The 17946-nt window shown below is 71.5% G+C and carries 20 protein-coding genes; 6 read left to right on the forward strand and 14 right to left on the reverse strand.

Going from position 1 to position 17946, the window contains the following annotated elements:
* Positions 1 to 49: 49 nt before the first annotated feature.
* From bioB to FB557_RS06190, 4 genes are read right to left on the reverse strand one after another with little or no spacing between them, the layout of a single operon-like run.
* Positions 50 to 1078 carry a biotin synthase BioB gene (gene bioB / locus FB557_RS06175; RefSeq protein ID WP_144856669.1) on the reverse strand — a complete coding sequence of 343 codons (1029 nt, stop codon included), beginning with the start codon at positions 1076 to 1078 and terminating at the stop codon, positions 50 to 52.
* 54 nt (positions 1079 to 1132) lie between these two features.
* Positions 1133 to 1762 (reverse strand): CbiQ family ECF transporter T component, encoded by a 630-nt coding sequence (locus FB557_RS06180; protein ID WP_144856670.1) that lies wholly within the window; start codon positions 1760 to 1762, stop codon positions 1133 to 1135.
* Positions 1759 to 2448: an energy-coupling factor ABC transporter ATP-binding protein gene (locus FB557_RS06185; RefSeq protein ID WP_144856672.1), complete on the reverse strand. Its 690-nt coding sequence runs from the start codon at positions 2446 to 2448 to the stop codon at positions 1759 to 1761. Before FB557_RS06185 ends, FB557_RS06180 begins: the two co-directional genes overlap by 4 nt.
* 15 nt (positions 2449 to 2463) lie before the next feature.
* Positions 2464 to 3054 (reverse strand): biotin transporter BioY, encoded by a 591-nt coding sequence (locus FB557_RS06190; protein WP_144856674.1) that lies wholly within the window; start codon positions 3052 to 3054, stop codon positions 2464 to 2466.
* A gap of 132 nt (positions 3055 to 3186) precedes the next feature.
* Here FB557_RS06190 and FB557_RS06195 point away from each other — a divergent pair, with 132 nt between their 5' ends.
* A complete protein-coding gene (locus FB557_RS06195; RefSeq protein ID WP_342778929.1) occupies positions 3187 to 3747 on the forward strand; it encodes a TetR/AcrR family transcriptional regulator C-terminal domain-containing protein in 561 nt (186 codons plus the stop codon).
* Between the two features lie 16 nt (positions 3748 to 3763).
* On the opposite strand, the gene FB557_RS06200 is transcribed toward FB557_RS06195, so the two are convergent.
* Positions 3764 to 4699 carry a phenylalanine 4-monooxygenase gene (locus FB557_RS06200; protein WP_144856677.1) on the reverse strand — a complete coding sequence of 312 codons (936 nt, stop codon included), beginning with the start codon at positions 4697 to 4699 and terminating at the stop codon, positions 3764 to 3766.
* 313 nt (positions 4700 to 5012) lie between these two features.
* Between FB557_RS06200 and acs the strand changes: the two genes are divergently transcribed.
* Positions 5013 to 6959, forward strand: coding sequence for an acetate--CoA ligase (gene acs / locus FB557_RS06205; RefSeq protein WP_425462981.1), 1947 nt, complete (start codon positions 5013 to 5015; stop codon positions 6957 to 6959).
* Positions 6960 to 7042: 83 nt separating this feature from the next.
* Here acs and FB557_RS06210 read toward each other — a convergent pair whose 3' ends face one another.
* Entirely contained in the window at positions 7043 to 7234 is a 192-nt protein-coding gene (locus FB557_RS06210) for a hypothetical protein (RefSeq protein WP_144856681.1), read from the reverse strand.
* Between the two features lie 231 nt (positions 7235 to 7465).
* Here FB557_RS06210 and FB557_RS06215 point away from each other — a divergent pair, with 231 nt between their 5' ends.
* Entirely contained in the window at positions 7466 to 8284 is an 819-nt protein-coding gene (locus FB557_RS06215) for a glycerophosphodiester phosphodiesterase family protein (protein ID WP_144856683.1), read from the forward strand.
* On the opposite strand, the gene FB557_RS06220 is transcribed toward FB557_RS06215, so the two are convergent.
* The 6 genes from FB557_RS06220 to FB557_RS06245 are packed head-to-tail and all read right to left on the reverse strand — an operon-like array spanning position 8273 to position 14168.
* Positions 8273 to 8719: a monovalent cation/H(+) antiporter subunit G gene (locus FB557_RS06220; RefSeq protein WP_144856685.1), complete on the reverse strand. Its 447-nt coding sequence runs from the start codon at positions 8717 to 8719 to the stop codon at positions 8273 to 8275. The genes FB557_RS06215 and FB557_RS06220 overlap by 12 nt on opposite strands.
* Positions 8716 to 8976: a monovalent cation/H+ antiporter complex subunit F gene (locus FB557_RS06225; protein ID WP_144856687.1), complete on the reverse strand. Its 261-nt coding sequence runs from the start codon at positions 8974 to 8976 to the stop codon at positions 8716 to 8718. The genes FB557_RS06220 and FB557_RS06225 overlap by 4 nt, the downstream gene beginning before the upstream one ends.
* Positions 8973 to 9332 (reverse strand): Na+/H+ antiporter subunit E, encoded by a 360-nt coding sequence (locus FB557_RS06230; protein WP_144856689.1) that lies wholly within the window; start codon positions 9330 to 9332, stop codon positions 8973 to 8975. The genes FB557_RS06225 and FB557_RS06230 overlap by 4 nt, the downstream gene beginning before the upstream one ends.
* Positions 9329 to 10846 carry a proton-conducting transporter transmembrane domain-containing protein gene (locus tag FB557_RS06235; protein ID WP_144856691.1) on the reverse strand — a complete coding sequence of 506 codons (1518 nt, stop codon included), beginning with the start codon at positions 10844 to 10846 and terminating at the stop codon, positions 9329 to 9331. The genes FB557_RS06230 and FB557_RS06235 overlap by 4 nt, the downstream gene beginning before the upstream one ends.
* Positions 10843 to 11175 (reverse strand): sodium:proton antiporter, encoded by a 333-nt coding sequence (locus FB557_RS06240; RefSeq protein ID WP_144856693.1) that lies wholly within the window; start codon positions 11173 to 11175, stop codon positions 10843 to 10845. Before FB557_RS06240 ends, FB557_RS06235 begins: the two co-directional genes overlap by 4 nt.
* Positions 11172 to 14168, reverse strand: coding sequence for a DUF4040 family protein (locus FB557_RS06245; protein ID WP_144856695.1), 2997 nt, complete (start codon positions 14166 to 14168; stop codon positions 11172 to 11174). Before FB557_RS06245 ends, FB557_RS06240 begins: the two co-directional genes overlap by 4 nt.
* A 165-nt stretch (positions 14169 to 14333) precedes the next feature.
* On the opposite strand from FB557_RS06245, the gene FB557_RS14325 reads away from it, so the two are divergent.
* Both FB557_RS14325 and FB557_RS06250 read left to right on the forward strand, forming a co-directional pair.
* Positions 14334 to 14843: a phage holin family protein gene (locus tag FB557_RS14325; protein WP_211356499.1), complete on the forward strand. Its 510-nt coding sequence runs from the start codon at positions 14334 to 14336 to the stop codon at positions 14841 to 14843.
* 134 nt (positions 14844 to 14977) lie between these two features.
* A complete protein-coding gene (locus FB557_RS06250; RefSeq protein WP_425462985.1) occupies positions 14978 to 15793 on the forward strand; it encodes an alpha/beta fold hydrolase in 816 nt (271 codons plus the stop codon).
* Between the two features lie 18 nt (positions 15794 to 15811).
* Here FB557_RS06250 and FB557_RS06255 read toward each other — a convergent pair whose 3' ends face one another.
* Positions 15812 to 16489 carry an NUDIX hydrolase gene (locus FB557_RS06255; RefSeq protein WP_144856699.1) on the reverse strand — a complete coding sequence of 226 codons (678 nt, stop codon included), beginning with the start codon at positions 16487 to 16489 and terminating at the stop codon, positions 15812 to 15814.
* Entirely contained in the window at positions 16486 to 17205 is a 720-nt protein-coding gene (gene nth / locus FB557_RS06260; RefSeq protein ID WP_246074497.1) for an endonuclease III, read from the reverse strand. Before nth ends, FB557_RS06255 begins: the two co-directional genes overlap by 4 nt.
* Before the next feature lie 54 nt (positions 17206 to 17259).
* Here nth and FB557_RS06265 point away from each other — a divergent pair, with 54 nt between their 5' ends.
* Positions 17260 to 17937 carry a Crp/Fnr family transcriptional regulator gene (locus tag FB557_RS06265; protein ID WP_144856703.1) on the forward strand — a complete coding sequence of 226 codons (678 nt, stop codon included), beginning with the start codon at positions 17260 to 17262 and terminating at the stop codon, positions 17935 to 17937.
* Positions 17938 to 17946 lie beyond the last annotated feature (9 nt).

Below are 17946 nucleotides of genomic sequence, written 5' to 3' on the forward strand. Positions count from 1 at the left end.
AACAGGCGAAGGGGGGAGGAGCGGCCGCTCCTCCCCCCTTCGCCTGCGCTCAGGCGTTGGCCGCCTCGGTGGTCCCGGCGCCTCGGCGCCGGATCGCAGGCTCTCCCCCGCGGCGCTCCCCGGGCACCTCGTCGGCGCCGAGGATGGTGAAGCCGCCGTCGGCGAGCAGGGCGAGGTCGTCCTGGGCGGCCTGCCCCTCGGAGGTGAGGTAGTCGCCGAGGAAGATCGAGTTCGCCAGGTGCAGGCCGAGGGTCTGCAGGCTGCGCAGGTGCATCTCCCGCCCGGCCGCGATGCGGATCTCCCGCTGCGGTGCCAGCACCCGCGCGGTAGCGAGGATCCGTAGGCAGCGCAGCGGGGTGAGCTCCCAGGTCTGCTGCTTGGGGGTGCCGTCGAAGGGCATGAGGAAGTTCACCGGGATCGACTCCGAGCCCAGGTCACGCAGGGCGAGGAGAGCCTCGACGAGCTGCTCGTCGCTCTCGCCGAGGCCGGCGATGAGCCCGCTGCAGGCGGAGAGCCCGGCGCCCTGCGCCGTGGCCACGGTCGCGACCCGGTCGGCGTAGGTGTGCGTCGAGACGATCGAGTCGTGGTGGGACTCGGCGGTGTTGATGTTGTGGTTGTAGGCGTCCACCCCGGCCGCGCGCAGCCGCTCGGCCTGGCCCTCCTTCAGCAGCCCGAGGCAGGCGCACACCTCGACCTGCGGGTGCTCCTCCTTGATCGCACCCACCATGCCGGCGACCCGCTCGACGTCCCGGTCGGTGGGCCCACGTCCGCTGGCGACCATGCACACGCGGGTGGCGCCACCGTCGAGACCGGCGCGCGCCTGCTCGAGGGCTTCGTCGGCCTTCAGCCAGGTGTAGCGCAGGATCTGGCTGCTCGACCCGAGCGCCTGGGAACAATAGCCGCAGTCCTCGGGACAGAGCCCTGACTTGAGGTTGACGAGGTAGTTGACCTTGACAGTCATCCCGAAGTAGGCGCGGCGCAGCCGGGCGACGGCGGAGACGAGATCGAGGGTGTCCTCGTCGCTGGTGCGCAGGACGGCGAGTGCCTCTGCCTCGGTGGTGCGGTGGCCGCCGAGGATCGCCTAGACGAGGTGGTCGTGCTCGGTCATGGTGCTCTCCCTGCTGTGGGGTGGTCAGGTCTCGCGGTGGTCTCGGTCGTCCCCGACGCCTCGGGCGTGCAGCGCCTCGCCGGTCGCTTGCGCATCGGCGACGACCCGAAGGACGAAGGGGGTGAGTCGGGCTCTCGGGTCACGCTCGAGGCCGCGGGCGCGGGCGGCGTCACGGGTCTCCTCGGCGAGCCCGAGCGTGGCGGGGATGGTCCGCAGCACGAGGGAGAAGGCGAGACCGACCCGCTCCGGGTCGACGCCGAGGGGGCGAAGGGGGCGCGCTACCGACGTGATCGTGTCGAGGATCGCGTCGACGGGGGTGGTCGTGGTGACGACGGTGGCGAGCAGCACGAGGGCGACGAGGTCGCCGACGGTCGCCACGGCCCGGGGCCAGCCGGCCTGCCAGGTGAGCCACCCCCCGAGAACGATCGCGAGCAGCGCCAGGCCGCGCAGCGAGCGCGCGAGGGAGCGCAGCGGCATGCGCGAGAGCACCGCGAGGAGGAGCGCCACCGCCACTCCGGCGAGCGCCGAGCGCCATCCGGTGAGCAGGGTGAGGACCAGCCCGGCGAGGAGGAGGGCGGTGAGCTTGGCGCCGGAGGGGAGTCGATGCAGGAGGGTCGTGCCCGGCCGGTAGGCGCCGAGGAGGGTTCGGCTCACGCGATGCTCCGGTAGTGCTCGACGACCTCGGCCGCGGACCCGTCGGCGGCGACGCGACCCCCGACGACGAGCAGGGCTCGCTCGCACCGAGTGGCGAGCTCGAGGTCGTGGGTCACGAGGAGGAGCTGCTGGTCCAGCCCGAGGAGCAGGTCACCGACCCGGCGAGCGTTGCCGAGGTCGAGCAGGGTGGTGGGCTCGTCGGCGACGAGCACGTCGGGGTCGGTCGCGAGGACCCCGGCGAGCGCGAGCAGCTGGGCCTGCCCCCCGGAGAGGGCGTGGACGCTGCGGTCCTCGAGGCCCTCCAGGCCGAAGCGGGCGAGGACCTTGCGGGCGGCCTCCCTTCGCTCCCCCGGGTCGCGGTGGCTGCGGCGAAGGGAGAGCGCCACGTCCTCCCCCGCAGTCGGCATGACGAGCTGGGCCTTGGGGTCGGTGAAGGAGAAGGCGACCCGGCGGCGCACCTCGCGACCCTCACGCGCGACGTCGAGCCCGTCGACGCGGACCGTGCCGCTCGTCGCGGTGACGAGACCGTTGACGAGGCGGGCGAGGGTCGACTTGCCTGCGCCGTTGGGGCCGATGAGGGCGATCCTTCCCTCGGTGAGGGTCAGGTCCGTCTCGTCGAGCGCGAGCAGGTCGCCGTCGGCGGTCTCGCGGCGGACCGTGACCCGGTCGAGCTCGATCCTCGCCATGAGCTGGTGCGGCGCTCAGGCGGCGCGGCGGCGTAGCAACCAGGGGAAGGCGCGGTGCACGGCAGCGGCGACCACAGCTGTCGCGGCGAGCTTGATGAGGTCGCCGATCCAGAACGCGCCGTCCACGGTCGCGGCGGCCGCCCAGTCCAGATCCGCGCGCAGGTGCAGCCCGACGATGCCCAGGACGTGGATCACCAGGACCGCGAGGAGCCCGCCGGCGAAGAGGGCGACCGGGTTGCTGACCTGACCGCGCCGGGCGAGCAGCTCGGCGACGACACCCATGATCGCGACACCGACGACGAAGCCGACGAGGTAGCCCGAGGTCGGCCCGGCGAGCACCGCGAGGCCCGACTTGCCGTTGGCGAAGACCGGAAGGCCGGCCGCGCCGAGGGCGAGCCAGAGGAGAATCGCGAGAACGCCCCGGCGGGCGCCGAGGACAGCCCCGGCGAGGAGGACGCCGAAGGTCTGCAGCGTGATCGGGGCGAAGGTCGAGACGTTGATCGCCGGCAGGATCGAGCAGACCGCAGCCAGTGCCGCGAAGGCGGACACCAGCGCCAGGTCGACGGCGGCGGAGGTGCGAGCCGGTGCGGAGGTGGTCGAAGTCATCGGGGGTGGTCCTGTCCTCTTGCTGAACGGCGTTCAGGTGCGGTGAACGGCGTTCAAATTATCATGGTGGTCGACCTGCGAAGGCCGCCCACGGCCTGAGCCTCAAGACCGCCCGCCGACCCAGGAGCCACCATCCCCAGCCGTCGACACCCCCTTCGCCGTGAGGATCTCGTCGCGACCGCGCTGGACCTGCTCGAGCGGGTCGGCCTGCCCGACCTGACCATGCGGGCCCTCGGGGCCGAGCTCGGGGTGCAGCAGTCCGCGCTCTACCACCACGTCGCGAGCAAGCAGGAGCTGCTCGGCCTCGTCGCCGACGCGATCCTCGAGCGGGCCCCGCGTCGGCCCGCCCGCGCCGACGCGAGCTGGCAGACCAGGGTGCGTCGTCGGTGCGAGGACGTCCGGGCCGCGGTGCTGGCCTACCCGGACGGGGCGGACCTCGTGCTGAGCATGTGGGCCTTCGGGCTCGGGGGCGGCGCTCCCGAGGACGAGCTACGCGCGCTGCTGCTCGAAGCCGGTCTCGAGGAGCCAGCCGCATCGACCGCGTCCCGGACCCTGCTCCACTTCGTCTACGGCCACGCCTACGCCCAGCAGGCGCACGACCACGCGGCGCGTCTCGGCGCGGTCGTCGACCACTCCCCCGACGACTTCGGCGCCGGGCTGGCGCTCGTCGTCGCCGGCATCGCGTCGCGCTGACGCAGACCCGCTCGACTCAGACCCGCTCGGGCACCAGGCCCCGGCCCTCTGCCTCCCGGCGCAGGCGGGCGCAGGCGTCATCATCGGCCGTGGCGAAGAAGTCCCCCACGACATCCTCGAGGTGCCCGAGGTCCTTCGCGGCGAAGAGGATCGGCTGGTACTGCGTGATGTCGTAGTTCAACGTCCCCATGTCGGCGAGGTCTAGGTCGCGGATCTCCATCTCGCGGAACTCATCCATCTCACCGAAGCTGGAGAGGATCCCCGCACCGTATGCCTTGAGCTCGCGCGCGCCGACCGGGCCGGCCTCGTAGATCACGCCGAACTCCATGGAGAACCAGAACACGTCGGCGACGAGCTTGGCCGCCTCCTCGCTCTCCATCCGCGTCAGGGCCTGCCCCGCCGCCTCGGTGATCCGGGCGAAGCGCTCGCTCGCCAGCCCGTTCCCGTGGCCGATGACCTCGTGGATGATGTCCGGCTCGGGCGTGTAGAGCGGCTGGCTTGCATGCCTGAGGTACTGGGTCGAGCTGAAGGTGCGCTGGCCCAGGTCGCCGTAGAACTCGCGAAGGGGGACCAGGCCCGGTGCGGCGATGTAGGTCCAGCCGGTGAGCGGCTCGAGCCGCTCGGTCACCTCGTGCAGCTGCGGCACGTGATCGGTCGGCAGGTCGAGCCGGTCCTTGGCGGCGAGGAACTCGGAGTGGGCGTAGCGCAGGTGCTTCGGCGCGAGCTCGCGGCAGACCTCGGCCCAGACCGCGTGCTCGGTGTCGGTGTACTCGATCGTCGGCAGGGGCGCTCCCCCCGCGCGGTCCCACCGCAGGGCCGCGCCGGCGATCTCGCCACGGCGCCGCAGATAGTGCGCATCGTCCTTGCCGGGGTGGGTGTCGGCGAGGTGGACCTGAACGGTCCCGTCCTCGTGCTCGGTCACCGGCGAGTAGAGCTGGCCGTCCTCGAACATGGTGCGCCTCCCTGGCGCGGCCGACGTCGTCGTCGACCGCTGTTGGATCCTCTTACCGTGGCAGCGCTGGACGACGAGTGCACCTGATGGCTGCACTGGTGGACAGAATGACCACTGCTGACCAGTCGTCGTGCGATATCCGCTGTGCCGCTGTGCAGATTGACCATCACGACCGCTGGTCGCCGCCGGGCCGCCGCCCGGCGAGCGTGCGCTCGCAGAGGTTGTCGCCCGGCCCGAGCCAAGGCAGGCTGCGGTGACGAAGTGCAGTGACGAAGCATGCCGCGCACAGCGCGGACTCATCGAGGAGGACCACGTGTCGCAGAGCTACGCACCCAGCCCGGAGTTCACCGAGCAGGCCAACGGTCAGGCTGACCTGTACGAGCAGGCCGAGTCCGACTTCGAGGGCTTCTGGGCCGCGCAGGCCCGCGAGCGGATCACCTGGTCCAAGGACTTCGAGGAGACGCTGGACTGGAGCGACGCCCCCTTCGCGAAGTGGTTCGTCGGGGGCGAGCTGAACGCGTCGGTCAACTGCGTCGACCGGCACGTCGACGCCGGCAACGGCGACCGGGTCGCCATCCACTTCGAGGGCGAAGGGGGCGACACCCGCACCATCACCTACGCGGACCTGCAGAAGCTCGTCGCCCAGGCGGCGAACGCCCTCGAGGAGCTGGGGGTCAGCACGGGAGACCGGGTGGCGATCTACCTGCCGATGGTCCCCGAGGCGGTCGTGGCGATGCTGGCTTGCGCCCGGCTCGGAGCACCTCACTCGGTGGTCTTCGGCGGGTTCTCTGCCGAGGCGCTGCACACCCGCATCGCCGACGCCGACGCCAAGCTCGTGATCACCGCCGACGGGCAGTTCCGCCGCGGCAAGCCCTCCCCGCTCAAGGCAGCAGTCGATGCGGCGATCGACCACGGCGACGACGAGTCCCCGGTGCAGACGGTGCTCGTCGTCCGCCGCACCGAGGAGGACGTGCGCTGGGTCGAGGGCCGCGACCTGTGGTGGCACGAGGTCGTCGACAAGCAGCCCGAGACCCACGAGGCTCAGGCCTTCGACTCCGAGCACCCGCTCTTCATCCTCTACACCTCGGGGACCACCGGTAAGCCCAAGGGCATCTTCCACACCACCGGCGGCTACCTCACCCAGACGGCGTACACCAACGCCGTCGTGCACGACCTGCACCCCGAGAGCGACGTGTACTGGTGCACCGCCGACATCGGCTGGGTCACCGGGCACAGCTACATCGTCTACGGGCCGCTGGCCAACGGCGCGACCCAGGTGCTCTACGAGGGCACGCCGGACACCCCGCACAAGGGCCGCTTCTGGGAGATCGTCGACACGTACGACGTGTCGATCCTCTACACCGCACCGACCGCGATCCGCACCTTCATGAAGTGGGGCGACGACATCCCCGCGAAGTACGACCTGTCCTCGCTGCGGGTGCTCGGCACCGTCGGCGAGCCGATCAACCCCGAGGCGTGGCGCTGGTACCGCGAGCACATCGGCGGCGGGTCCGCGCCGATCGTCGACACCTGGTGGCAGACCGAGACCGGTGCGATCATGATCAGCCCGCTGCCGGGGGTGACCGAGCTCGAGCCGGGCTCGGCGCAGAAGCCGATCCCCGGCATCAGCGCGGAGATCCTCGACGACGAGGGCAAGCCCTTCACCGAGCCGGACAAGGTCGGCTACCTCGTGCTGACCAAGCCGTGGCCGTCGATGCTGCGCGGCATCTGGGGTGACGAGCAGCGCTACAAGGACACCTACTGGAGCCGCTTCGGTCCCGAGTACTACTTCGCCGGGGACGGGGCGAAGTACGACGGGGAAGGCAACATCTGGCTGCTCGGACGGGTCGATGACGTCATGAACGTCTCGGGCCACCGCCTCTCGACCGCCGAGATCGAGTCGGCGCTGGTCTCGCACGAGGCGGTCGCCGAGGCGGCCGTGGTCGGCGCCAACGACGAGACCACCGGGCAGGCGGTCGTCGCCTTCGTCATCCTGCGCGAGGAGGCCCGGGAGCAGGCCGATGAGGTGGGCGAGGGCAGCGACCTGGTCCAGGAGATGCGCAACCACGTCGCCAAGGAGATCGGCCCGATCGCCAAGCCGCGCACGATCATGGTCGTCTCCGAGCTGCCGAAGACCCGCTCGGGCAAGATCATGCGCCGCCTGCTCAAGGACGTCGCCGAGAACCGCGAGGTCGGCGATGTCACGACCCTCGCGGACTCCTCGGTCATGGAGCAGATCCAGTCGGGCCTGCAGAAGTAGACCCGAGCTCTCCTCGGCAGACAACGATCCGCCCGCGAACGTTCGCGGGCGGATCGTCGTTGTCTGGCGTCGAATCGTGCCGCTCAGCCGGGATCGACGGCGTCCGCCTCGGGACCGTGCGGAGCCTCGGACTCGTCCGCGTGCGCCTCGTAGGCGGTCGTCGCCTCGGTCGGGGCGTCCGGGTCGGCGTTGTCCGGCGCCGGCGGCTGCGGCGGGGCCGACTCGTCGGCGTGCTCGCTGTATGACGTCTCGTGCTTCTCGGGTCGGTCGCTCATCGTGCCTCCTTGCGTGCCGGGCACCCTGCCCGTCGGCCCAGTATTCGCAGTTCAGCGCGGTGCGGGCAAGACCCGTTCCGCCGGGACGACCGTCGTCCGGCTCGCCGGATCGCCTCCAGAGCAGCCCACCGGTGAGCACGAAGGGGTGAGCCGGCCAAGCCTTCGTGAACACTCCACCAACCACCCTGCTCGGGTGACGGATCACCCCCTTCGCCCCAGGACGATGGAGCCATGAGCCGCTCGGCCCCTCGGTACGGCGACGAGACGACACCGCTGGCGATCGCGCACCGCGGCGGTGCCGCGATGGCACCCGAGAACACCCTCGCGGCGTTCCGCCGGTCGCTCGACCTCGGACTGCGCTACCTCGAGACGGACGTGCGGATCACGTCCGACGGCGAGCTCATGTGCTTCCACGACGAGCGGCTGGAGCGGTGCACCACCGGCTCGGGCACGATCCTGGAGCGCAGTCGCCGAGAGCTCGAGCGGGTGCTCGTCACCGGCCCGGACGGTCAGCTCGACCCGATCCCCTCCCTGGAGGACGCCCTCACCGCCTTCCCCACCGCCCGGTTCACCGTCGACCTCAAGGACCGAGCCGCGATCGCCCCGATGGCCCGGCTGCTCCAGCGCCCCGACTTCGCCCGTCGGGTCTGCGTCGCCGGGGCGCCGGACGGCTGGCTCGAGCTGCTCCGCTCTCAGGCACCGCAGGTGCGCACCGCCCTGGGCTGGAGGTCGCTGACGACGCTGATCTCCGCCAGCCGGACCGGCGTCCCGGTCCCGTCACGTCTGGTGCAAGGCCGCTTCGCCCACGTCCCGCTGCACCTCGGTGGGGTGCCCATCCACTCCGCGGCGCTGGTCCGGCGCGCGCGGCGGCTGGGGGTCAGGGTCGTCGTCTGGACCGTCGACGACCCGTCCCAGATGCACGCCCTGCTCGACATGGGCGTCGACGGCCTCATCACGGATCGGCCGGACATCCTGCGCGAGGTAATGATCGCGCGCGGCAGCTGGCGAGCCATGGCGCCCGAGCGCGCCGAGCCCAGCTCAGCGCGGTGACGGCGGCTCGTCCAGCAGGTCGTTGGGCGAGGTCGCGGGGTCCATCTCGGCACCGGACATGATCGCCGCGCGGGCCAGCACGTTGCTCGCGACCGAGGAGACGATGAGCAGCGCCCCGAGCGTGATCGCGACCTTGACCACGTCGATCCACGAGAAGGCGTGCACGGTGAGGTTGTGCAGCCAGGCCCCGATGACGATCCACGGGATGCCGACCCCGGTGGCCGGGCCCAGTGCGTTGACCCGGCTCAGGGCGTCGCCGACGCGGTGCATGGCGATCGCGCTGAGCAGCACCCATACCGCCCCGAGGAGCACGAGGACGGCCGCCACCGCGGTGACGACCACGGCAGCCGCACCCTCGAGAGCCGGCTCGGCCGCCTCAGGCGTGATCGGGCCAGCTACGGGCAGGGCCGCGACGAGATGGACGAGCGTGGTCATCGGCGCCCCCTGGTGATGATCCGGGCGAGAGCGACCGTCGCCAGCACCCCGAGCAGCGAGGCGAGCATGACGGCGTCGACCACCGCGGCCGACTCCCTCTCGATGCTCACCAGCACGAGCATCGCCACCCCGGAGAAGAAGATGAGGTCACCGACGACGGCTGCGCTGGCGGCGTCGGAGGCAGACCGGATCTGCCACAGCGAGGTCACCACCGCCGCGCCGAGCACGCCGATGGCCAGCCACACGACGACGGTCACGACTGCTCCCCCTTCGCCGTGGCGCCTCGGGTCGCCAGCAGCAACCGCGCCTCCATCTCCCGAAGGTCCGCGACCACGGCGTCGACGTCACGCGCGTACAGGCAGTGGACGAAGAGGGTGGTCGGCGAGTCGCCCTCGGCCGCGGCCGTGCCGCAGACAAGGGTGCCGGGGGTGATGGTGATCGAGGACGCCAGCACCGAGATCTCCAGGTCGGAATGGCAGCGAAGCGGCAGCTCGACCACGGCCGGGGACACCGCAAGGCCCGGGGTGACGATGTCCCGACCCAGGACGAACGCCCCCTTGAGCAGCTCGAGAAGGACGTAGAGGGCGTAGCGGACCGCGTAGAGAGCCTTCATCGCAGCACCGCCTCGACGTATGCCGTGCTGTCGCCCAGCCCTGCGGCGGCGCGGTCGACGACCGGGCTGAGCAGACCGATGCCGACGAAGATCGCGACGGACACGGCGATCATCGCCGTGCCGGGCGCCAGCATCCGCGCCGGGATGCGCACGTCGTCCGGCAGCGGGACCGGCTCGCTGATCCGGGTCCTGGCGTTGTCGGTGCGGTAGGTCTCCATCGACGGGCCCCAGAAGATCTCGGACCAGAGGCGCTGGAGGGCGATGATCGAGATGATCGAGGCGAGGACGATCGCCCCGACGAGCAGCCACGCCTGCCAGCCGGGCGCCTCCGCCGCCCCGACGATGAGCAGCAGCTTGCCCCACAGCCCCGAGGTCGGCGGGAGGCCGACGAGCGAGAGCAGCCCGAGGGCGACGACCGTCGCTGCCCAGGGCTCCCGCGTCATCAGCCGCGACAAACGGTCGAAGCGGTGCGAGCCGTAGGTGTGCTCGATGGCCCCACCGGTGAGCAGCAGTGCCGCCATCGTGATGACGTGGTGCGCAAGGTAGAGGAGCCCACCGGCGAGGCTGGCCTGGGTGAAGACGACGACGCCGATGAGGATGTGCCCGACCCCGGCGACCATCTGGTAGGCCATGGCATGCCGGAAGGTGGACTCGCCGAGGGTGCTGACCGCGCCGACGACGGCGGTGACCGCCGCGAGCACGACGACGATCCCGATCCAGCTCGCCTGCCCGTCGTAGACGACGCTGTAGATGCGGTAGATCGCGTAGAGCGCGACCTTGGTGTGCAGCGCCGCGAAGAGGGACATCACCCCAGGCGAGGTCGCCGGGTAGCTGCGCGGCAGCCAGGTGTGCACGGGGACGATGCCCGCCTTGACCGCGAGCGCCACGAGCACCATCGCCACGGCGAGCCCGGTCCGGTCGTCCTGCACCCCACGACCGGCGAGGGCCGCGATGTTGACCGTCCCCGCCGTGCCGTAGACGAAGGCGACGCCGATGAGCAGGACCGCCGAGTTCACGAGGTTGACCACGACGAAGAGGCGGCCGACCCCGAGCCGTCGCCACCCGCCAGTCAGCGCCAGGAGGGCATAGCTCGGGAGGAGCATGACCTCGATGAAGACGAAGAGGTTGAAGAGGTCACCGGTGAGGAGCGCGCCGTTGACGCCCGCGACGAGGAGCAGGACGAGCGGCACGACGAAGCGGTAGCGCGTCTCGCCCGTCATGATCAGCCACGCGGTCGTCGCGAGCGTGGCCAGCGAGGTGACGGCCAGCATGAGCGCGGTGAGGGTGTCGGAGACGAAGGGGATCGCGACGCCGGCGGGATAGCCGCCCACCCCGGAGGCGAGGACGGGCGTGCTCGCGTGCCGCGCGATGAGCACCACCGAGGTGACGAGCACGCCGACGAGGGTCACGACGAGCAGGCTCGCGCCGACGACGTGCCGGCGCAGCAGCACGGTGAGCCCGGCGAAGGCCAGGGGCACCGCGACGAGGAGCGGGAGGAGGTCTGCGGCGCTCATCGGTCGTGCACCTCCCCCGTCTCGGGCATGCGTCGGGTGTCGTCGTTGTGCCCGATCATCGCCAGCGCGAGCATGAAGACCGTCACGGCCATGGTGATGACGATCGCGGTGAGCACGAAGGCCTGGGGCAGCGGGTCGGCGGCGTCGGCGGCCGCGGTTCGGTCGGCCAGCGGCTCGGCGCGCCAGGCTGCCACCCCCGCCGACAGGAGGATGAAGTTGGCCGCGTGGCTCCACAGGGAGAGCCCGAAGATGACCTTGACCAGCGAGCGCTGCTGGATGAGGAAGGTGCCACCGGCGACGAGCACCCCGATGAGGACGAAGGTGATCACCGACCCACCTCCCGCGGTGGCACGCCCTGCGAGACGTGGTGGGTGCGGACACCGACGCGGCTGCCCGGGTGGTCGTCGGCACGCTCACCGCGAACCGTGTCCATCGGCCCCGGCAGCTCGCCCTCGAACGCCTCGTCCACCCGCTCTCGGGTCCACTCCTCGCCCGGCGCGGGCGCCTCTCCCTCGCTCGTCCCGAGGAGGTTGACCGTCATGAGGAAGAGCCCGAGCACCCCGAGGTAGACGCCGAGGTCGAAGACCATCGAGCTGGTCCAGTGCTGACCGAGGGCCTCGGCATGCAGCGGCTCGAGGAAGCTCCCCTTCGCCAGCAGCCCCCACAGACCGCTGGCTACCGCGATGAGGATGCCGCCGCCGATGAGGAAGAGAGGCAGCCGGGGTCGGCCGAGCTGACGGTCGCGCGAGGTCGAGAGGTACATGAGCGCGACGATGGCCGACCCGACGAGGGCGGCGATGAAGCCGCCGCCGGGCGCGTTGTGCCCGCGCCAGAAGAGGTAGGCGGAGATGACGACGAGCACGGGCGCCGCGAAGCGCACCATGAGCTGGAGCGGCACGGTGTTCGGCCAGGTGCGGTGGATCGCCCGGTAGGCGGTGGTGCCCTTGCCGGTCAGCGTGACCTCGGGCGGCTTGACGTACCACCTGTTCTTCGCCGGCGGGGGGTCGAGGTACTCGTGCCGCAGGCTGGAGAGCACCGCGACGACGGCGACCCCGGCCATCGCGAGCACGGCGAGCTCGCCGAGGGTGTCCAGCGCACGGAACTCGACGAGGATCGTGTTGACGATGTTCGCCCCCTCCGTCTCGACCGGGCCTTCCTCGAGGTAGTACATCGCCACGTCGCTGCGCGGTCGGCGGCTCGTGAGCGCCCAGGTACCGGCGGCCATCGCGACCCCGGAGAGGACCGACAGCCCGATCCGGGCCAGCAGCCGGCTATGCCCGTCCCGTCTCGGGTTGCCGAAGGTCGTCGGCAGCTTCTGCAGCACGAGCATGATGACGATGATCGTCAACGACTCGACGAGCAGCTGGGTCAGGCCGACGTCGGGAGCACCGAGAGCCATGATCTGTGCGGTCGCGAGGATCCCCACCCCGCTGAGGCAGAGGGTTGCAGCCAGACGGGTGCGCGAGACCGCGACGCCGAGCACCGAGAGCGCCATGAGCACGAGGACGACGGCGTCGAAGGGGCGCATGAGGTTGTCTTGCAGCGGTTGCGCGGCGAGGTCGTCGCGCACCGCGATCACTCCCCCGAGCAGCACCACGCTGACGGCCGCGGTGTTGATCGAGACGTGCCGGCTCGGGTGGTCGGCACGCACCCCCCGCGCGGCGAGGTCGCCGACCCGGGCGAGGCCGTCGCGTATCGCTCCGATGACCGTCGCCGAGTCGGGTGCCAGCCTGCGGCCGTCGACGAAGGGGGTGAGCCGGCGGCGGTTCGCGACGAGCAGGGCGCCGACGGCGATGATCCCGACCGAGATGAAGAGCTCGAGGGTGAAGCCGTGCCACAGGGCGAGGTGGATGGGGTCCTCGAGGGGCCCACCGACGGCGGCCTGCGTCGCGGCGCCGACGGTGGTGTCGAGGACGCCGACGGCGAGCGCCAGCGGCAGTCCGACGACGATCGGCAGGGCGGCCATCCCGATCATCACCGGCGACACCGGCTTGATCTCACGGTCGGAGGTGCCGTCGACGAACGAGCCGAAGACCACCCGCCCGCAGTAGACAAAGGTCATGACCGCGCCCAGCGCGCCGACGGCCAGCGCCACCACGCCGGCGAGCTGCCCGCCCGGAGTCTCGCCGTACGCCGCGAGCAGCTCCTCCTTCGAGAGGAAGCCGAGCATCGGGGGGATGCCCGCCATCGACGCGCAGCCGAGCACCATGACGGCGAAGCTCACCGGCATCTGGGAGACCAGGCGCGGGATCCGGGTGAGCTCGCGGGTGCCGGCCGCCCCGTCGACGACCCCCACCATCATGAAGAGGCCAGACTTGAAGAGTGCGTGAGCGATGGTGTGCAGCACCGCCGCGGCGAGCGCGTGATAGGTGCCGACACCGATCGCGGCGGTGATGAAGCCCAGCTGGCTGACGGTTGAGCAGGCCATGAGCTTCTTCAGGTCCTGCTGCCGGATCGCAGTGAAGCCACCGACGAGGGCGGTGAGCAGGCCGCCGACGACGAGCAGGACGTTCCAGGCCACCACGTCGTGCAGCGCCGGGCTGAAGCGCAGCATGAGGAAGATGCCTGCCTTGACCACCGCTGCGGCGTGCAGATAGGCACTCACCGGGGTGATCGCCGCCATCGCGTCGGGCAGCCAGACGTGGAACGGGACCTGGGCCGACTTGGTGAAGGCGGCCAGCCCCACGAGGACTGCCACGAGGGTGGCGAAGGCGGGGTCCTCGGCCCACACCGGCGAGTCCAGGACCTCGTGCAACGACGTGGTGCCCAGCCGGGCGACGATCGCGGCGACCGCCGCGAGGAGGAAGAGCCCACCGAGCCCGGTGATGAGCAGGGTCCGCATGGACGCGCCCTCGGCCGAGGTGCCCGAGCGCGCGATGAGCAGGAAGGAGGCCAGCGAGGTCAGCTCCCAGCAGAGGAAGAGCAGCACGAGGTCGTCCGCGAGGACCAGGCCGACCATCGCGAAGGTGAACGCCGTCATCAGCCAGTAGAAGCTCGTCTGCCTGCCCTCACCGAGGTAACTCGTCGCGTAGGCCAGCACCACGGCGCCGATCACCAGTGCGATGGCGGCGAAGACCACCCCCAGCCCGTCGGCGCGCAGGGCGAAGGATGAGTCCAGCGCCGGGAACCAGGCGCGGCTCCAGGTGACCGGCTCACCGTCGAGGACCCGCCCCGCCGCGGGCGCGAGCAGAGCGGCGACGCCGAGGTAGGCCGCAGCGAGCGGCCAGCCGGACGCCCGACCAAGGAGGCGGGTGACCAGGGGGGTGACCGCGACGAGGAGGCCGAGCAGCGCGATCGAGAACGGCAGGACGCCGCCGTTCATGGCGTCACGTCCGCGGGCGTCATGCGCTCCATCCTAAGACGGGCAGGAGACATCGCTCACCACGACCCGGGTTCGTCTTCGCGGCCCTCCGGCGCCCCGCCCGGGTAGTGTGACGACGAAACGCCAGGACGGACTGCCCGTCACCTCCGCCCAGAGGAGATCTCCATGAGCACCTCGACCGACCGCTTCCAGCAGACCGACGCGACCCACGACACCGAGCTCCTCGAGGAGCACGCCCGCCGCGACTCGTTGGCCTCCCGATCAGCCGCCCGCCTCGTGGGTCACCCGGCGCGCGGCGAGAGCGAGCGCACCGTGGGACAGCTCGTCGCCGACGCCAGCCACGACGTCTCGGCGCTGGTCCGCAGCGAGATCCAGCTGGCCAAGTCCGAGGTCACCTCGGGGCTGAAGGTCGGCGGCAAGGGCGCTGGGCTCCTCGGCGGCGCGGCCTTCCTCGGCCTCCTCGGCCTGATCTTCCTCCTCCACACGCTCGCGCACACGATCGACGTCTGGCTGCCGCTGTGGGCCGGGTACCTCATCGTCACCGTGATCCTCCTCGTCATCGCCGGGGTGCTCGGGATGCTCGGCGCCAAGGCGCTGAAGAAGGCCAAGCCGATGCCCGAGAAGGCGATCCGCAACGCGCAGCAGACCGTCGAGGCGATCAAGCCGGGCCACTGAGCGTCGACCCGACCTCCCCCGGAGCACCCGACTCGGCCGCGGCGCTCGTTGACGGGCCCTGGGAACACCGACTCGTCGCCGCCAACGGCGCGCGCTTCCACCTTGCCGTCGCCGGCAGCGGTCCTCTCGTCCTCCTGCTGCACGGGTTCCCCCAGTTCTGGTGGACCTGGCGTCACCAGCTCCCGGCGCTCGCCGAGGCGGGCTACCGGGTCGCGGCGCTCGACCTGCGCGGGTTCGGCGCCTCCGACAAGCCGCCCGGCGGGTACGACCCGTTGACGGTGTGCGACGACGTGGCCGCGATCATCCGGTCGCTCGGTGCGAGCCAGGCCTGCGTCATCGGTCACGGGCTGGGCGGTGCGATCGCGTGGTCGATGCCCGGCATCCATCCCGAGGTCACCGCCGCCATCGGTGTGATCGGCATGCCGCACCCCGCCGTCTTCAGGTCTGCGGTGTGGCGGCCGGGTCATCGCGGGGCGCGGCGGTACGTGCGCGCACTGCAGCGCCCAGCGCCCGCGTCCGGCGGCCGGAGCGCCCAGGCCGAGGTCGGGACCGTGCCCCGCTACCTGCGCGAGTGGTCCGGTAGCGACCAGCGCTGGATCACCCCCGAGGTGCAGCAGCGCTACTGCGAGATGATCGCCGTCCCCTTCGCCAGCCACGCCGCGACCGAGTACCACCGCTGGGTGATGCGCTCCCGATTCACCCCGAACGGACTGCGGTACATGCGCCGGGTACGCCCGGGGATCACCGTGCCGGTCCTGTCGGTGCACGGGCAGGCCGACCCGGCCATCCCCGCAGCCCTCTCCCGCGACAGCGCATCACACGTGACCGGCCCGCTCCAGCTCGTCGCGATCCCCGAGGTGGGCCACTTCGCGCACGAGGAGGCACCCGACCAGGTCAACGACGTGATCACCCGCTGGCTCTCGGCCACGCTCCCGCCGACTCTCCCGTGACACCCCAGCTGCGACGACTCACTCCTCGCGCCGTCCCCTGGCGTCGAGGAACGGTCGCAGGTGACGCATCGGGAGGCTGCGGGTCACCCCTTCGTCCCACGCCTGGTCCTGGCCAGAGGCGGTGAGCAGCACGTCGAGCAACCCGGCGGTGAAGCCCCACACGAAGAGGTCGCACACCTCGAAGCCCGGCCCGCGGTAGCCCCTGGGAGCGGTGACGGTGAATCGGTTCGCGGGGTCCGCCAGATCCCGCACCGGCACGCGGGCCACCGCGGCCACCTCGCCCGGATCGACCACGCCGATGGCATGCGGTGCGGACCACCACGCGAGGACCGGGGTGACCGCGTTGCTGCTCGGGGTGAGGTAGAGCGGGGGCCAGGTGCCGATCACCTCGACCGTCTCCGGCTCGACCCCCACCTCCTCCCAGGTCTCGCGCAGCGCCGCGGCCACGGCGTCCTCGCCGGGCTCGAGCTTGCCGCCGGGGAAGGAGACCTGCGCCGCATGGCTGCGCAGGGTGTGACTGCGCTCGGTGAGGACGATGTCGACCTCTCCCGGCTCGTCCGCGGATGGACCGAGCAGCATGAGCACCGCGGAGTGCCGACGGCAGTCCTCGGGCGGGGCGAAGCGGGTGAACCAGTCCGGCAGGTCCGCGAGCAGGGACGGGATGACCTGCCCCAGCCACACCGGTGGCCGCGTCACGAGCCCGCCGTCGGGGCGAGCTCGAACTTCAGCAGGCGGGCCGCCTTGTCCGGGTCGGTCTCACCGTCGCCGTAGGAGGGGCAGATCGCCGCGACGGGACAGGCGCCGCACGCGGGTCGGCGGGCGTGGCAGGTACGCCGGCCGTGGAAGATGAGGACGTGGCTGAGCATCGTCCAGTCGCGCCGCTCGAAGAGCTCACCGACCTCGCGCTCGACCTCGACCGGGTCGGTCTCCTCGGTCCAGCCGAGGCGCCTCGCGACCCGCCCGAAGTGGGTGTCGACGGTGATGCCGGGGACACCGAAGGCGTTGCCCAGCACGACGTTCGCGGTCTTGCGTCCCACCCCGGGCAGCCTCACGAGCTCGGCCAGGGTGCCCGGCACCTCGCCGTCGTGGTCGGCGACGAGCGCCTGTCCCAGCCCGATCACCGAGCGGGTCTTGGCCCGGTAGAAGCCGGTCGGCCGGAGGATCTCCTCCATCTCGGCAGGCTGGGCCGCCGCGAGGTCCGCGGCCGTGGGGTAGCGGGCGAAGAGGGTCGGGGTGACCTTGTTGACGCCGACGTCGGTGGTCTGGGCCGAGAGGATGGTCGCGACGAGGAGCTGCAGCGGCGTCTCGAAGTCGAGCTCGCAGTGCGCGTAGGGGTAACGCTCGTGCAGCAGCCGGTAGCCGCGGCGCGCCCGCCGTTTGCGGGCCAGGGGGCTCTGCGAAGGGGTCGACACAGGTCGGAAGGTTACGGCCCGCCGCCTAGGTGATGCATGGCACACTGTGCCCTTGTGGACCTGGATGTTGTGAGACGAGCGCCCCTCTTCGCCACGCTGGACGAGGACTCCGCTCGCGAGATCATGGCCTCGATGGAGGCGGTCCGGATGGAGCGCGGCGACGTCCTCTTCCACGAGGGCGACCAGGGCGACCGGCTCTACGTCATCACCGAGGGCAAGATCAAGCTCGGGTGCACGAGCACCGACGGCCGCGAGAACCTCCTCGCGATCCTCGGCCCGGGTGAGATGTTCGGCGAGCTGAGCCTCTTCGACCCCGGCCCGCGCACCGCGACCGCGACCGCCGTCGCCGAGACCCAGCTCATCGGCCTGGGTAACGACCAGCTGCGCACCCTGCTGCAGAGCCACCCGCGCATCGCGGCGACGCTGCTCGCCTCGCTCGCGCGTCGGCTGCGTCGGACCAACGAAAACCTCGCCGACCTCGTCTTCACCGACGTCCCCGGTCGGGTCGCCAAGGCGCTGCTCGACCTGAGCAGCCGCTTCGGCCGCCCCGTCGAGGAGGGCGTCATGGTGGCCCACGACCTCACCCAGGAGGAGCTGGCCCAGCTCGTCGGCGCCTCCCGCGAGACGGTGAACAAGGCGCTCGCCGACTTCGCCACCCGCGGGTGGCTCCGCCTCGAGGCTCGTGCGGTGCTCCTGCTCGACGTCGAGCGCCTTCGCCGCCGCGCCCGCTGAGATCCCCCG

This window comes from Marihabitans asiaticum (genome assembly GCF_007828725.1).
Classification (GTDB): domain Bacteria; phylum Actinomycetota; class Actinomycetes; order Actinomycetales; family Dermatophilaceae; genus Marihabitans; species Marihabitans asiaticum.

Excerpts from the sequence above, each read along its gene's own strand:
- FB557_RS06185 (WP_144856672.1), bottom strand. The coding sequence starts at position 2,448 with ATGGCGAGGATCGAGCTCGACCGGGTCACGGTCCGCCGCGAGACCGCC.
- FB557_RS06190 (WP_144856674.1), bottom strand. The coding sequence starts at position 3,054 with ATGACTTCGACCACCTCCGCACCGGCTCGCACCTCCGCCGCCGTCGAC.
- FB557_RS06200 (WP_144856677.1), bottom strand. The coding sequence starts at position 4,699 with ATGTTCGAGGACGGCCAGCTCTACTCGCCGGTGACCGAGCACGAGGAC.
- FB557_RS06210 (WP_144856681.1), bottom strand. The coding sequence starts at position 7,234 with ATGAGCGACCGACCCGAGAAGCACGAGACGTCATACAGCGAGCACGCC.
- FB557_RS06215 (WP_144856683.1), top strand. The coding sequence starts at position 7,466 with ATGAGCCGCTCGGCCCCTCGGTACGGCGACGAGACGACACCGCTGGCG.
- FB557_RS06220 (WP_144856685.1), bottom strand. The coding sequence starts at position 8,719 with ATGACCACGCTCGTCCATCTCGTCGCGGCCCTGCCCGTAGCTGGCCCG.
- FB557_RS06230 (WP_144856689.1), bottom strand. The coding sequence starts at position 9,332 with ATGAAGGCTCTCTACGCGGTCCGCTACGCCCTCTACGTCCTTCTCGAG.
- FB557_RS06235 (WP_144856691.1), bottom strand. The coding sequence starts at position 10,846 with ATGAGCGCCGCAGACCTCCTCCCGCTCCTCGTCGCGGTGCCCCTGGCC.
- FB557_RS06245 (WP_144856695.1), bottom strand. The coding sequence starts at position 14,168 with ATGAACGGCGGCGTCCTGCCGTTCTCGATCGCGCTGCTCGGCCTCCTC.
- FB557_RS14325 (WP_211356499.1), top strand. The coding sequence starts at position 14,334 with ATGAGCACCTCGACCGACCGCTTCCAGCAGACCGACGCGACCCACGAC.